10 protein-coding genes are annotated in these 13,398 nt (G+C 68.5%); 8 read left to right on the forward strand and 2 right to left on the reverse strand.

The features are described from left to right. Window positions 1-317 precede the first annotated feature (317 nt). Together ACX9TP_RS34345 and ACX9TP_RS34350 are read left to right on the forward strand one after the other, a co-directional pair. Window positions 318-2,525, forward strand: a complete 2,208-nt coding sequence (locus tag ACX9TP_RS34345; RefSeq protein WP_482974865.1) for a S41 family peptidase — start codon at window positions 318-320, stop codon at window positions 2,523-2,525. 144 nt (window positions 2,526-2,669) lie between these two features. Beyond that, window positions 2,670-3,926, forward strand: coding sequence for a cytochrome P450 (locus tag ACX9TP_RS34350; RefSeq protein WP_482974866.1), 1,257 nt, complete (start codon window positions 2,670-2,672; stop codon window positions 3,924-3,926). Window positions 3,927-4,741: 815 nt separating this feature from the next. On the opposite strand, the gene ACX9TP_RS34355 is transcribed toward ACX9TP_RS34350, so the two are convergent. Then, window positions 4,742-6,757 carry a glycoside hydrolase family 71 protein gene (locus tag ACX9TP_RS34355; protein WP_482974867.1) on the reverse strand — a complete coding sequence of 672 codons (2,016 nt, stop codon included), beginning with the start codon at window positions 6,755-6,757 and terminating at the stop codon, window positions 4,742-4,744. A 361-nt stretch (window positions 6,758-7,118) separates the two neighbouring features. Here ACX9TP_RS34355 and ACX9TP_RS34360 point away from each other — a divergent pair, with 361 nt between their 5' ends. The 6 genes from ACX9TP_RS34360 (at window position 7,119) to ACX9TP_RS34385 (ending at window position 12,501) form a co-directional block, all read left to right on the forward strand. Further along, window positions 7,119-8,057, forward strand: coding sequence for an FAD-dependent oxidoreductase (locus ACX9TP_RS34360; protein WP_482974868.1), 939 nt, complete (start codon window positions 7,119-7,121; stop codon window positions 8,055-8,057). Window positions 8,058-8,326: 269 nt separating this feature from the next. Next, window positions 8,327-9,793: an FAD-dependent monooxygenase gene (locus ACX9TP_RS34365; RefSeq protein WP_482974869.1), complete on the forward strand. Its 1,467-nt coding sequence runs from the start codon at window positions 8,327-8,329 to the stop codon at window positions 9,791-9,793. Window positions 9,794-10,089: 296 nt separating this feature from the next. Next, a complete protein-coding gene (locus ACX9TP_RS34370) occupies window positions 10,090-10,488 on the forward strand; it encodes a hypothetical protein (protein ID WP_482974870.1) in 399 nt (132 codons plus the stop codon). A gap of 6 nt (window positions 10,489-10,494) precedes the next feature. Beyond that, window positions 10,495-11,067 carry a hypothetical protein gene (locus ACX9TP_RS34375; RefSeq protein WP_482974871.1) on the forward strand — a complete coding sequence of 191 codons (573 nt, stop codon included), beginning with the start codon at window positions 10,495-10,497 and terminating at the stop codon, window positions 11,065-11,067. 52 nt (window positions 11,068-11,119) lie between these two features. Next, window positions 11,120-11,545: a hypothetical protein gene (locus ACX9TP_RS34380; protein ID WP_482974872.1), complete on the forward strand. Its 426-nt coding sequence runs from the start codon at window positions 11,120-11,122 to the stop codon at window positions 11,543-11,545. 278 nt (window positions 11,546-11,823) lie between these two features. Further along, complete coding sequence (locus tag ACX9TP_RS34385) at window positions 11,824-12,501, forward strand: DUF4386 domain-containing protein (RefSeq protein WP_482974873.1); 678 nt, start codon at window positions 11,824-11,826, stop codon at window positions 12,499-12,501. Here the strand turns inward: ACX9TP_RS34385 and ACX9TP_RS34390 are convergent. Beyond that, window positions 12,479-13,084 carry a Crp/Fnr family transcriptional regulator gene (locus ACX9TP_RS34390; protein ID WP_482974874.1) on the reverse strand — a complete coding sequence of 202 codons (606 nt, stop codon included), beginning with the start codon at window positions 13,082-13,084 and terminating at the stop codon, window positions 12,479-12,481. The genes ACX9TP_RS34385 and ACX9TP_RS34390 overlap by 23 nt on opposite strands. Between the last annotated feature and the right edge of the window lie 314 nt (window positions 13,085-13,398).

Below are 13,398 nucleotides of genomic sequence, written 5' to 3' on the forward strand. Positions count from 1 at the left end.
CCCTCTGAGAGGCAGCGCCCATGCGAGCCCCTGCAGAAGGACATACGGACCCAGCGGCCTGGATGGGTCCGGCATCCTGGCGGGACGCTACAGTCCCCGTACCCGCGTCATGTGGCTGGAATCCGCCGGACACACGCCACGGGCCGGCCCTGGGCGGTCCAGCGCGCCGAGGTAACGCCCTGGACGCCGGGTGATATCGCAACCCGGTTGAACGACCTCCAACCGGAAACCATCGGGGGCCGCGGTGAGACCGCACGGATGCGCGCGCTTTTCCTCCCTGACTGAGCCACGACGGCCAGCCATGGAGACCTGCTCTCATGCCACAGCGACATCCTGTCATTCACCGCGCGCGTCTGCCCCTCACCACGCTCTGCCTGGGCCTGCTGGCCTCGAGTGGAGCGTGGGCCCAGTCTTCACCGCCCGCCGAGGACTGGTGCCTCCGCGCCGCGGGAGGCCCGGCGAGCACGCTCCCGGCACCCGTCGCCATGGCGGGCGCCCATGCCCACGTGCGCTTCTTCGGCACCGGCCCCACCAACATCGAGGCGGACCTGGCGCTCGCCAACGCGCTACAGGGCACCACCGTCGACTGGGACGCCGCCGTGCTTGCCTATGCCGCCGCGCTGGAGCCGGCGTGCGCCGTGGACGTCCAGGGCTCGCCGCTGCCCCAGGCGCAGGTGCACTCCATGGGGCCGCTGGCGTACGTGCGTCCAGGCATGGGAAACCTCTCCCTGCCCCACAACACCCGTGGCGTCATCATCGACCTGCGGGGCCTGCCCGCGGCGCCCGGGCTGGAGGAGGCCCTGGCCAGAGCCATTGGCGCGGCCAGCACCACGCCCATCGGGCGCGTTCCCGGGTACGTCCGCCGCCATCTGGGCGTGACGAACGAGGCCCGCCCCACCTCGCCCATCTATCAGAACCACTCCGCGCCGAACCCGCGTCCCGCTTACGCGGCCACGGGGACGGCGCAGCTGCCCGTGGCGCTGCTGACCGGCCCCACCCTGGCTCCCCCCGCCGCCCGCTTCGCGGTGGACCTGCGCATCGCCCAGAGGGCCTGGATTGTAGGGGAGCCCGTCGCCACGGGCGTCGCCGAGTCGCGCTGGATGCCCGTGGGCGCGCGGGGGCTCGTCGTGCGCACCGAGCACCTGGAGGATGCCCAGGGCCTGCTGCCGGACGTCATCCCCGCGGACCTGCCGCTGACGCTGCCAGTGCGTGACACGAGCGCCCTGGTCCATCGGGTCCGCGAGCTCGTCGCCCAGGGCCAGCCGGCCCCGGTGGACCGCACCCTGCCCGCCCTGCGTCCTCGAATCGTGGCGCGCGCCCCGTACTATGAACCCTCCCCGCCCAGGGAATCGAACGCGGGCATCGCCCGGGCGGACCTGCTCATCCTCCACGGTGCGATGCGGCTGTTCTTCCCCTACTTCAACGTGGTGGGTGACCACCTCGACGAGCGGCTCATGGAGACGCTCGCATCCGTGGACGCCCAGCAGCCCATCTCGGACCGCAACCACCTGCTCCGGCTGCTCATGCGGTTCATGGAGGTGCTCAAGGATGGCCACGGGTTCGGCGCCAACGGCATCAATCCCGTCGGGTACTTCGCCGTCGCCGTGGAGCAGGTCGCCGGAGAGGTGGTCATCCGCCGCTCGCTCGTTCCGGGCGTGAATCCCGGGGACACCGTGGTGAGCGTCGCGGGGCGCCCCATGACCGAGTGGCTGGCGGAGGAGAAGTCCCGGACCTCGGCGGCCACCCCGGGCTACCTGCACGAAGTCGCCGTCCAGAAGCTCCTGGAGCTGCGGGGGCCCACCGCGTTCGGGCTGAGAGGCGTGGATGGCACGGTCCGCACGGTGGAGGTCCAGCCCCAGTCCAGAACGGCACTGCGCCAGGTGGGCGCGGTGGCCTCGCGGCGTGCGGCGGGCAGCCTCGCGGACCTGGGCGCGCCCGAGCTGCACTACATCAACCTGTCGGATGAGGTCATCGCGTCACCCCTGGCATTCAGGGAGGCGCTGGCCAGGGCCTCGGGCGCCAGCGGCCTGGTGGTGGACATGCGCGGCTACCCGGGGACCATCGACCCCTATGAGCCCGCCATGCGCCTCATTCCCCATACGTCCTACTCGCCCCTCTACCGCATCCCCGAGCGCATCGGGCCCGACCACCTCAACATGCAGGAGACGTTCTACACGTTGCAGCCCCTGTCGAATCCCTCCTATGGCGGCCCCGTCGTCCTGCTGGTGGGGCCACGCGCGGCGTCGAGAGCGGAGGTCGTCGCCACCACGCTGGCGGCCGCCGGCCGGGTCACCGTCATCGGCCGACAGACGGCGGGGACCAACGGCGACATGACCCACCTCTTCCTGCCTGGAGTCGTGACGCTGAGCTTCACCGGCCTCGAGGTGCTCTTCCCGGACCGCACGCCCTTCCACGGGGTGGGCGTCCTCCCGGACATCGAGGCGGCGCCGACCGCCGCGGACATCGCCGAGGGCCGGGACACCGAGCTGCTGCGCGCCATCCTGTTCCTGCAAACGGGGCAGTAGCCGGCCACGGGTGCTGCATGCGGCGGGGGGCCCTCACTGGCGTGCGCCGCCGGCCGGTCGTGGTCCGCTGGCGGCGCCAGGGCGAAAGTACGAAACTACCGGTCGAAGGCCTGGGCACGCACGCCAACCCCCATGAGGACCTCGATGACCTCTCCCTCGGCTTCACCTGGCCTCGACTACAACCCGCTCGCCTCCCCCCTGCTGGAGGACCCCTTTCCCTTCTACGCGCGCTTGCGCCAGGAGGCGCCCGTCACCTTCGCGCCCGGCTTCCAGCTCTGGCTCGTCAGCCGCTACCAGGACGTGATGACGGTCCTCAAGGACCCCCGGCGCTTCAGCTCGCGCGACATCCTGCGCCCGCCCGTCGACCTCCCGGCGGACCTGCTCCAGCTCCTCGAGGCCTCCGGCTACACCGCCGACTACCCCCTGCTCGGCGATGACCCGCCCGCGCACAGCCGCATCCGCGGCCTCGTCGGCAAGGCCTTCAACCTTGCGAGCATGAACGCCCTGGAGCCGCGTATTCGCGCCGCGGCCCTGCGCTACGTCGACGCGCTCCTCAGCGGTGGCCCCCGTGCGGACCTCGTCTCGGGGCTGGCCTGGCACATGCCCATGGACGTCATCACCGAGATGCTCGGCATCCCCCGTGCGGACGGGGAGCACATTCGCAGGTGGATCGATGACGAGAAGCTCTTCTTCGTGCCCCACCTTCCGCCGGACGCGAGGCGGCGCGCCGCCGAGGGGGTGGCGGCCTTCCGCCGCTACCTGCGCGCGCAGGTCGAGGAGCGCCAGAAACATCCCGGAGAGGACTTCCTCTCCACGCTCATCGCGGCACGGCTCGAGGGCGAGCGCCCGCTGAGCACCCTGGAGATCTCCAACCTGCTCAACGTGCTCGTGTTCGCCGGCAACGAGACGTCCACCAACCTCATCAGCACCACGCTGCTCTGCCTGCTGAGCCACCCCGGCCTGTGGCAGGAACTGCGCGCCAACCCCGCCGCCATCCCCAACGCCATCGAGGAGGCGCTGCGCTTCGACTCGCCGGTGATGGGAATGATGCGCACGGTGACGGAGACCACGCAGTTGGGCGGAGTGGAGCTCCCGGCCGGAGCCCGGCTGATGCTCCTGTTCGCCTCGGCCAACCGGGATGAGACTGTCTTCGAGCAGGCCGACCGCTTCGAGCTCCGCCGCCCCAACGCCAACCGTCACCTCGGGTTCGGCTACGGCCCCCATTTCTGCGTGGGCGCGCCGCTCGCCCGGCTCGAGGCCCGCATGGTCCTCGAGCTCCTCGTCGAGCGTCTCCCGGCCCCGCGACTGGTGGCTGGAGAGCCCATCCCCTACCTTCCCAACCTCATCCACCGAGGCCCCCAGCGCCTCATGGTCGAGTGGGACACCCCCCCGGCCCGCTGAGGGGTCCAGCGGGAGGCTGCGCGCATCCGCCACCGAGACGAGGGGAGAGCCAGACCAGGTCACCGCCGCGCTTCCGCAGGGCCACGCTGTTGCTGCTGGGACTCACGGCTCCCGCGCTCGCCGCCGGGCGGGAGGTGGATGGCCTGGGGCGGCCGCCTCGCGGAGGGCTTCAGAGCGGGTCATGGGCCAACGCGCTTCAGGTGGGCTTCTCACTGAAGAAGACAATTGCACATATTGAATCTGCACATGCCTCCGAAGCTTCCGGTTCCGCACTGGAGTGACGAGGTGCAGGCCGCGCCCTGGACACAGATGGCGGGACATGACGTCACGATCCCATCGCACGTCACACTTCCAAAGCCGGCCCCGCTGGCCGCGCAGGCCCCCGAGGTGCCGCTGCATGAGATGGACGAGCCAGTCTGGCACTCGAGGCTCACCGAGCAGTCTCCCGTGAGTGCGTACGCGTTCGTCCGGTACTCCTGCCCGGTGGAAGTGGACTCGTTCGGTGGAACGCCTTCACCGGGCAGGGCACCACAGGCAGATAGCACTACCGTGGTCGCAATCATCATTGCTGCCATCAGCTTCATGGAGGGATTCCTTTCATCGACGCAATGTCGTCATGTTGGTACGCCTCCAGGCTGCGGCTGGTTTGCAATCACGTCAAGAATCCAGAAATCGGGTTGCACATGTCACTGGAGGGCTTCGTCAGCTCCACAGGACAACCAGGATTTGAATGCCTATCATCAGCCATACAACATCACCCGCTCGGGGGGCGGATGAGTAGGACCGGGCGCCCCCCGAGGCCTGCCGTGATGCGTCTAGCGCTTGAGCCACATCGGCTCACCGGGGCACATCAGGCAGCGGGCCTCGCCGACGGAGCACGAAGTCGCACAGGACGGCAGTGCCGCACGGGCCGAGCTTCCGGCGCGGTACAGCAGGTCCTGGTACTCGATGGCGCCGACGATGCCGTGCATGCTCTGGAACTGCACGACGGTGGCGCCTGAACGCTTCAGCCGGAAGGTCGGGGTGCCCACCGTCATCGCCGTCCTGGCCACCTGCACGCCGCCCGCGGTCTCGTCCTCGCCGTAGGTCGTCGCGCCCTGCGTGATTTCGAGCCTGCCGGCCGACTTCAAGAAGCCGACCAGCTCGACGTCATTGGTGGCCGGGCAGCCGGCCCTGCAGGTCGCGAGGTTCGCGGACGTCTGCTTCGTGGGCACCAGTGACGGGTTGTGGATGCGATGGCTGTAATACAGCACGTCGCGCTCGATGGTCGGCCGCGTGCCGGTCTTGAACCATTGAATGTAGTACGCGGTCATGTCGTACGCGGGCCATTGCTTCCCCGTCGACGGGCGGATGTTGTGGTGCTCGTGCTGGTCATTCCAGGTGATGATCTGGACCTGGTCCAACCCGTCGGCAATCACGCTCTCCCAGATGGAGCGAAGCGTCTGGGAGTTCCTTGCCTCCCAGAAGGCCCTGTCCTTGGGCCGGTAGTCCTGGCTGCTCATCGGGTGAATCCACGGCTTCCCGTACCCGGCGGCCTTCGTCTTCAGGCTTCCGGAGTACCCCGCCGTGCTCACGGGAACGGCGGTGCCCCAGCCGGCGTAGGCGTCCCCGACGGTCCTGTATTCCTCGAAGAGGGCGGTGCTCCCCGTGCCGAGGAAGACCGGCACCAGATACAGGTTCATGCCCTGCTCGCTCGCGGCGCGCTGCTTGACGGTGCTGTAGAAGCTGGCCGCCCGGCCATGGGCGTTGGGGTTGAACAGGCCGACGACGAACTTCCCGTCGGGGCGCTTCTGGAGCGCGGAGTAGCCCTTGAGCTGGCCCAGAATCCGGAGCATCACGTCCTGGTCTCCCGACAGGCTCCCCGTGTTGAGGATGGTCATGTCGAAGTTGGGAATGATGTCGAAGCTTCCGAGCTGGGAGGCCGCCTCGACGAGGGTCCTCGCCCGGGTCCACACGGCGCCGTTGTTCACGTCGCTGTCGGTCCACAGGTTCAGATAGAAGCCGTCGATGCCGATTCTCGCCGCGAGCTGGATTTCGTCCTTCGCGTCGCGAAGCCGCCAGTCCGTCTCCGGCCGCGTCGGCCTCGGAATCGGGCGCTCCCGCATCATGCCGCCATAGGCCAGGTGCGCTCCGCCCTCGCCGTTGATGCCGATGTAGTTGCGCTCGTAGTAGTCGTTGGAGGTCGGGTTGTAGTTGTCCATCGACACCGGGTAGTAGTGCCAGTGCGCGTAGACCTTCCTGGCCGACTGCCGGAGGGTGGCGGATGAGACGGCGGTGAACGGCCATTCACACGGCCCGCAGTCAGGTCCACAGTCGACCCCGGTCTCGGTTCCGTTCCTGACCCGGTCGGAACAGGTCGCGCTGGCCGTCACGCTCAGCGAGGCGGTGAGCTCATTGTCGCCCTCGTTGGTTTCAAGGGGCATGCGGTTGATGTCATCGACGTCCGCGACGAGCGTGTGCGTGCCCGGGGTGCTCGGCGCCGTCCACACCCGGGTTCCGGTGGGACCGTGGTTCGAGGTGAGCGTGACGCTCGCGCCAGGGGCAAGGGAGCCTGTGTGGGTGTCCGACCACGACACCTGGGTGCCGTTCACCCAGAAGGACACGCCGTGGATGATGCCCGCGGGCGTTGCGACATTCCCCGTGTTCGTGAGGGTGGCGCTGAAGATGACGGAGCTGCCCGGGGCGACGGTGAGCGGGCTCATGCTCGCGACGACGAGGTTGTAGCCGTCCACGAGCGCTGCTTCGGAGGCTCGCACCTCCGCGGGCGTCTCGTCGTCGCCAGCACCCGCACAGCCCACCAGCGCGGCCGAGAGGCCCGCTGCCAGAACCACAAGTGCTCTCACTGCGCTGATGCGTCGAGTGTGTCTCTTCAGGTTGGGAAACGCAGGTTGCATCCAGAAGCTCCGCTCGGTGACCCGGTGAAGGTTGGGCCGAACAAGCTACTGGAATGAATTCATGTTTAGCAGGACTTTCTCGCATTTATCGTCTTCACCTGCCGGAGCCCCTCAATGGCTGGCATTGAATCGAGCCAGAGAGGCGGTGCCGCATGATGCGGCCCGCGCTCTGGAAGAAGGTGCCCGCGTCGCGCACCGCCAGGACGCCAGGCCCCCGCTCGCGGCAGCTGCAAGCACAGCAAGTTCAGGTGCTGGATTCGCCGGCCGGGTCACGGCAGGAGCCCGCTATGCTCGGGGCATGTTCATCATCGTCCTGGGCTGTGGGGTGTCGGGACTGTCCTGCGGCATCCGCCTGGCGGAGACCGGGCACGCGGTCGAAATCCGGGCGCGGGAGTTGCCGCCGCACACCACGTCCGATGTCGCGGCCGCCGTCTGGTATCCGTACCGGGTCTCCCCCCAGGCGCGTGTCAACGCGTGGGGACGGCGGACCTACGAGGTCTTCCAGCAACTGGGCCGCGAGCACCCCGAGGCGGGCATCGTCATGGTCTCCGGAGTCGATGCGTTCCGGACACCCGTACCAGACCCGTGGTGGCGGGACGGCGTGCCGGACTTCCGCCGGGCCGCAGCGGAGGAACTGCCTCCGGGCTTCGTGGACGGCTACGGCTTCAGCGCGCCCGTCGTGGAGATGCCCCGCTACCTGCGCTTCCTGATGGACCGCTTCCGGGCGCTGGGTGGGCGCATCGTTCAGCGCGAGGTGCGCTCGCTGGAGGAGGCCTGGGCGGACGCGCCGCTCGTCATCAACTGCACCGGCCTGGGCGCCCGCACGCTGGTGGGCGATGAGACGCTGTACCCCGTCCGGGGCGAGGTGCTGCGCGTGGAGCCCTCACCGGTGGACCGGTTCGTCTTCGACGCGGACGAGACGAGTGGCGTCGCATACGTCATCCCCCGCGCCACGGACTGCATCCTCGGAGGCACGACGGTGGAGGGGAGCTGGTCGCTGGAGCCTGACCCGGCGCAGGTGGAGGGCATCCTGTCGCGCACCGCGCCGCTGCTGCCGCCGGGGACCCGGGTGCACGTCGTCGAGCACAAGGTGGGGCTGCGCCCCGGCCGGCCCTCCGTGCGACTGGAGGCGGAGGAGGTGGGCGGGCGCAGGGTCATCCACAACTACGGCCATGGCGGCGCGGGCGTGACGCTGTCGTGGGGTTGTGCCGCGGAAGTCGTCTCGCTTGTTCGGTGAGTCGCACGGGAAGAGGCTCGTCGCCTTGCCAGTCCTGGTGAACCTGGCCCGCATTCCGGGAACTCACCTGGGCGAGGATGGCGTTCCGCGGCGACAGGAAATGGACCGCATCCTGCCGGGCCAGCAGCAGCGCCCCGCTCCTCTCCACTTCCAGCAAATGCCAGACCCCGGGAGTTGCTGCAAGCCCCGGCTCGTGCCGCACAGTCGCCGGCCTCGAGCGAGGAGCGGGAGGAGCGACGATGCACGATGAGCCCGGACGCAGCGTGAGCATGACGAAGCATGCAGTGGTGATCGCCGGAGGAGGTCCGACGGGCCTGATGCTGGCGGCCGAGCTGGCGTTGGCGCGAATCGACGTCGCCATCGTCGAGCGGCGGGAGAGCCAGGACCTCGACAGCTCGCGCGCAGGCGGCCTGCACGCGCGCACCCTCGAGGTGCTCGACCAGCGGGGAATCGCCGACCGCTTCCTCTCGCGGGGGAAGGTGGCCCAGGTCGCCTCCTTCGCGCCAATCCCTCTCGACATCAGCGACTTCCCGACGCGCCACAACTACGGGCTCGCGCTCTGGCAGAGGCACATCGAGCGCATCCTGGCCGACTGGGTCGGCGAGCTGCCGGTGACGCTCTACCGCGGACGTGAGGTGACAGGCTTCTCGCAGGACGACACCGGCGTCGACGTCGAGCTGTCCGACGGCCGTGCGCTGCGGGCGAAGTACCTCGTCGGGTGCGATGGAGGCCGCAGCCTGGTCCGCAAGCAGGCCGGCATCGACTTCCCGGGCTGGGACCCGTCCATCAGCTACATGATCGCCGAGGTCGAGATGACCGAAGAGCCGGCATGGGGCATCCGCCGGGACGAGAAGGGCACCTATGCCCTGGGCAAGCACGAGGACGGGAAGCGCGTGGGCGTCGTCTTGAGGGAGCAGCACGTCCGGCAAGGCGACGCGCCAACGCTCAGCGACCTCCGCGAGGCGCTCATCGCGCTCTACGGCACGGACTTCGGTCTTCGCAGTGCCACCTTCCTCTCCAGGTTCACCGACATGGCCCGGCAGGCGGCGTCCTACCGGGCCGGACGCGTGCTCCTGGCCGGCGACGCGGCGCACGTGCATTCGCCAGTGGGCGGGCAGGGACTCAACCTCGGTGTCCAGGATGCCGTGAACCTGGGATGGAAGCTGGCCCAGGTGGTCAACGGGACCTCGACGGAGAGGCTCCTGGATACCTACCAGGCCGAGCGACACCCGGTCGCCGCCCGCGTCTTGCGCAACACCCTGGCGTCAACCGCACTCAGCCGCGGTGACGAGCGCATGGAGGCGCTGCGCGAGACCCTGTCCGAGCTGCTGAAGATGGACGAGCCTCGCAAGCGGTACGCCGCGATGATGTCCGGGCTGGGCATCCACTACGACCTCGGCACGGGACACCCGCTGCTCGGGCGCCGCATGCCGGATCTCGACCTGGTCACCTCCAACGGCCCGCGGCGGGTGTTCAGCCTGCTGCACGATGCTCGACCGGTGCTGCTCAACGTCGGAGAGCCCGGCGCCCTCGACCTCACTTCATGGGCGGATCGGGTTCGGTGGGTTGACGCTCGCTACGCGGGTGTCTGGGAGCTCCCGGTGCTCGGCGCGGTCACGCCTCCCACTGCCGTGCTGATTCGCCCTGACGGATACGTCGCCTGGGTCGGAGAAGGCACGGGCCATGGCCTCCGTGACGCCCTGGCCCGCTGGTTCGGAGCGCCTCGCGAGCCGTAGCGCCTCGACTCCTCCGGCAGTCGCATCCACCGTGGCCAGCGCCTTCGCCACTCCGAGCGTGCCCTCCGCCATCGTGGCCACCACCGCGAGAGCAGGAACGAGAACGGGAGGAGCGACGATACACGATGAGCCACCGGTGGACGGGCAGGGAATCAACCCCGGTCATCGTGGCCCCCCGGGCGAAGTCAGACCCTCCCCCTAGTCTCTGTTTCAAGCGACGGACCTCCCGTCGCTTCTCTCCGCCAGTCCTCCGGGCAGAAGCCCGGACCCTGGCGAGCTCCAGAAAAGGAATCCACATGAGTCATACCCGGAAGACCTGGGCGGCAGCCGTCTGTCTCGCGACACTGATGACAGCCCCCGCGGCCCTGGCCGGTTACCAGGCGGAATCCGCGAACTGCTACAAGAACGCGGATGGCTCGGGGCGGTGTTACGGCAGCCTCCTCGGCTTCCGCAATCACTCCGGCGCCAACACCCAGGCCTTGTTCACCCGGACCACCGCTTCCGCTTCGTATTTCACCGCGGCCCTCACGACGGGCACGACGACGGAGTACTTCAACTGCACGGCTGACGCAGTGACGAGCGCACAGTGGAGCAAGGCCATGAACCACCAGGGCTACTTCTCCATCTACTGGAACGTCATGGGTGATTGCTATTCGCTGTTCCTGAACAACGGCAGCCTCTACTCCCACTTCTGAGTCGCCATGACCACCCATGTCCTGCGGATGGGGTGTCTGGGCCTGACATCAGCCCTGGGCAGCGCGCTGGCTTGCTGGCTCGCGATGAGTCAGGGACAGCAGGCCCAGGACCTGCGCATGCAGGAACTCTCCACCGAGGTCGCTGCGCTGCGCCGGAGCGTCCAGGCCATGCATCACGTTTCCGGCAGTCCTTCCGGGAGCAGCTCCGCGGGCATTCCCCTGTCCCTGGCTTCGGGCTCCGCACGGCCCACCGCCGAAGACCTGGATGCCATTGCCCAGCGGATGGCGACCCTGCTGAAAGAGTCGGGGGCACTCGCCATGGGCTCACGCGAAGCGGAGCCTCCCGCTCCTCCCCCAGCGCTGTCCCCGGAGCAGCGCGAGTCCGTGGCCCGCGCGGGCTCGCTGGTGGAGCGGGTCGTCTCCAGCGGGCGCATGACGGCGGAGGATGTACTCGAGATTCGAAACGAGCTCTCCCACCTCCACGGTCGCGCCGAGGCCGCGGAGCTCCGGCGCAAGCTCGTCGTCGCCATCAACCAGAACCGACTCATTCCTTCCGACCAGGCAGAGGGGCTGCCGTAGCGCCTCACCCCAGAGTCCTGCTGTCGGAAGTCATCCCATCCAGGAGAAGTCCATGACGAAGTCCCTTTCCCTGAAGTCCCTTTCCCTGAAGTCGCTGTCCCCGGTCGTGGCGCTCGCCGCCATCGGCATCGCTTCCGTCGCGAGCGCGGGCCTCCAGACGAGGACCGTGTCCTGCAACAAGAATACGGATGGCTCGGGCCGCTGCTTTGGCAACTTCATCGGCTTCCGCGAGGACGCGGCGGCGACCACCTCCGCCCAATTCCGTGATGACCTGGCCGGCAACCGCAGCTTCTACGCCCGGGCCACCGTGCCGGGCGCCACCACCGACACCGTCTACACCTGCATTCCAGACGCCACCGTTTCGTCCCTCTGGGAGCAGGCCCTGAGCTCCCGGGGCTTCTTCGACGTGAGATGGGACGCGAACGGCATCTGTACATACCTCCGGCTGACCAACGGCTCGCTCAACACGAACTTCTGAGCTCCGGAACAGCGCGTCGCTAACGACTCCGGGGCGCCGGCATCCATGCCGGCGCCCCGGAGGTCCGCGACAACACGGGCAACAACCGCAGTGACGCCATGCACTCACCGGCTTGGAGACATTCTGGAGACGAGCCGGAAACCGCATCCCATACCGCAGGGTGCCCCTCCCTGCCGTCACGGGCGGGGCCTTCGTTTCTTGACCCGAGTCAATGAACCCGGAGGAGGCCCTCCCTACTCTCGAGGCCAAGACGGTGCATCACGGCACCGCGCCTCGATATGAACACAGCCAATCACAAGCCCGGCAGGGTCCTGGGTCTCCTCTTCATCCTCCCTTTCTTCGCCTACGGAATCGGCTCCGCCGTCATCGGCTCGCTGCTGGAGGGCGCGGACCCGCTGTCCCAGGTCATCGAGCACCGCACCCGGTATGTCGCCGGTGCACTGCTCATGCTGCTCGACTCCGCGATGGTGGTGGGCATCGGCGTGCTCTTCTTCCCCATCGGCAGGAGGCACCACCCGGATATCGCCCTGGCCTATCTCTGCACGAGGGTGATGGAGGCGCTGTTGCTGACCGTGGGAGTCCTCTTCCTGCTTTCCATCCTCCCCCTCGGGGAAGGCGCACAGGGCCTCGGGGCTTCCGGGGCGCAGGAGCTGCTGACCCTGACGAAGCTCCTCGCGAGAGGAAACGTCTGGGCCTACCAGCTCGCCATGCTCGTGCTGGGAGCGGGCAGCGTGGCGTTCTGTGTGCTGCTGTTCCGCTCCGGTCTGGCGCCATCCTCCCTGGCCCTGCTCGGAGTGGCCGGCTACGCCCTGCTGGCGCTGGGGTGTGTCCTGGAGCTCCTCGGTCTCCCCGTGGGCCCCCTCCTCTCGCTGCCGGGTGGGCTGTTCGAGCTGGCCCTGGGCGGCTGGCTGATGGCGAAGGGGTTCCGGCCCGTCACCCGCTCCGCCGCGGCGTAGGACGTCCGCCCCTGGACGCGAGGCGCTTGCGGATGCGGCTCAGGGACTCGGGCTTCACGCCGACGTAGCTGGCCAGTTGGTACTGCGGGATGCGCTGGAAGAGGTCGGGCCGCGTCTCGAGCAGCCGCAGGTAGCGCTGCTCAGGTGTGTCGGTGACGTACGCGGCCAGGCGGTCCTGCTGCTCGGCGAGCACCTGCTCCATGGCGCGCCGAGAGAGGGACTCGAAGCGCGGGAAGCGCGCGTAGAGGTCGCTCTCCTTCTGTTCGTTGCCCACGACCAGCGTGGTGTCCTCGGCACAGACGAGGAAGTGCTCGGCGGGAGTCTTGTCCATGAAGCTGCGCAGGGAGAGGACCCACTGCGCTTCCGTGAAGAAGCCGTTGCTGCGCTCCTCACCGTCCACCAGGGAGTACTGCCGGACGCAGCCTTCCAGGACGAAATAGCATTCGGTGCAGACCTGCCCCTGCTCCAGGAGGACGGTGCCCTTCTTGAAGGTCCTTACCACCATGCTGTCCAGAATCGCCCGGGCCTCCTCCTCCGAGAGCGGGGACAGCCTGGAGAAGTAGTCGAGGAGCTTGTGCTTCATGGGAGTGAAGGGAGCGTAGCAGAGCAACGTGGTGACGGGCCTGGCCCATGGCGGAAGAGGCGCCCCCCCGCTGACCCGACGTGCGTATGCAGGCTGGACACCGCCCCTACAATCCCGTTTCACCCATCGCCCCGTGGGACGCCTGCTTCTAGTAATCGGGCGTTGACGCTTTCTGGCCCTGGTAGGAGGCAGTTTCGACGTGCGGGCCGTGCACGGCCTTCTCCGGGAAAGCTGGGCATTCTATGTTGGTGGGAAGTCAGACTGGACGGTTTTGGTGTAGGGTCTGCCCGCAACCCGATGCCAGAGGGACACCA

This window comes from Pyxidicoccus sp. M15 (assembly GCF_056858435.1).

What these genes read in the sequence shown, in the direction of transcription:
- ACX9TP_RS34345 (WP_482974865.1), top strand. Translation starts at nt 318, where the DNA reads ATGCCACAGCGACATCCTGTCATTCACCGCGCGCGTCTGCCCCTCACC.
- ACX9TP_RS34350 (WP_482974866.1), top strand. Translation starts at nt 2,670, where the DNA reads ATGACCTCTCCCTCGGCTTCACCTGGCCTCGACTACAACCCGCTCGCC.
- ACX9TP_RS34360 (WP_482974868.1), top strand. Translation starts at nt 7,119, where the DNA reads ATGTTCATCATCGTCCTGGGCTGTGGGGTGTCGGGACTGTCCTGCGGC.
- ACX9TP_RS34365 (WP_482974869.1), top strand. Translation starts at nt 8,327, where the DNA reads ATGACGAAGCATGCAGTGGTGATCGCCGGAGGAGGTCCGACGGGCCTG.
- ACX9TP_RS34370 (WP_482974870.1), top strand. Translation starts at nt 10,090, where the DNA reads ATGAGTCATACCCGGAAGACCTGGGCGGCAGCCGTCTGTCTCGCGACA.
- ACX9TP_RS34375 (WP_482974871.1), top strand. Translation starts at nt 10,495, where the DNA reads ATGACCACCCATGTCCTGCGGATGGGGTGTCTGGGCCTGACATCAGCC.
- ACX9TP_RS34380 (WP_482974872.1), top strand. Translation starts at nt 11,120, where the DNA reads ATGACGAAGTCCCTTTCCCTGAAGTCCCTTTCCCTGAAGTCGCTGTCC.
- ACX9TP_RS34385 (WP_482974873.1), top strand. Translation starts at nt 11,824, where the DNA reads ATGAACACAGCCAATCACAAGCCCGGCAGGGTCCTGGGTCTCCTCTTC.
- ACX9TP_RS34390 (WP_482974874.1), bottom strand. Translation starts at nt 13,084, where the DNA reads ATGAAGCACAAGCTCCTCGACTACTTCTCCAGGCTGTCCCCGCTCTCG.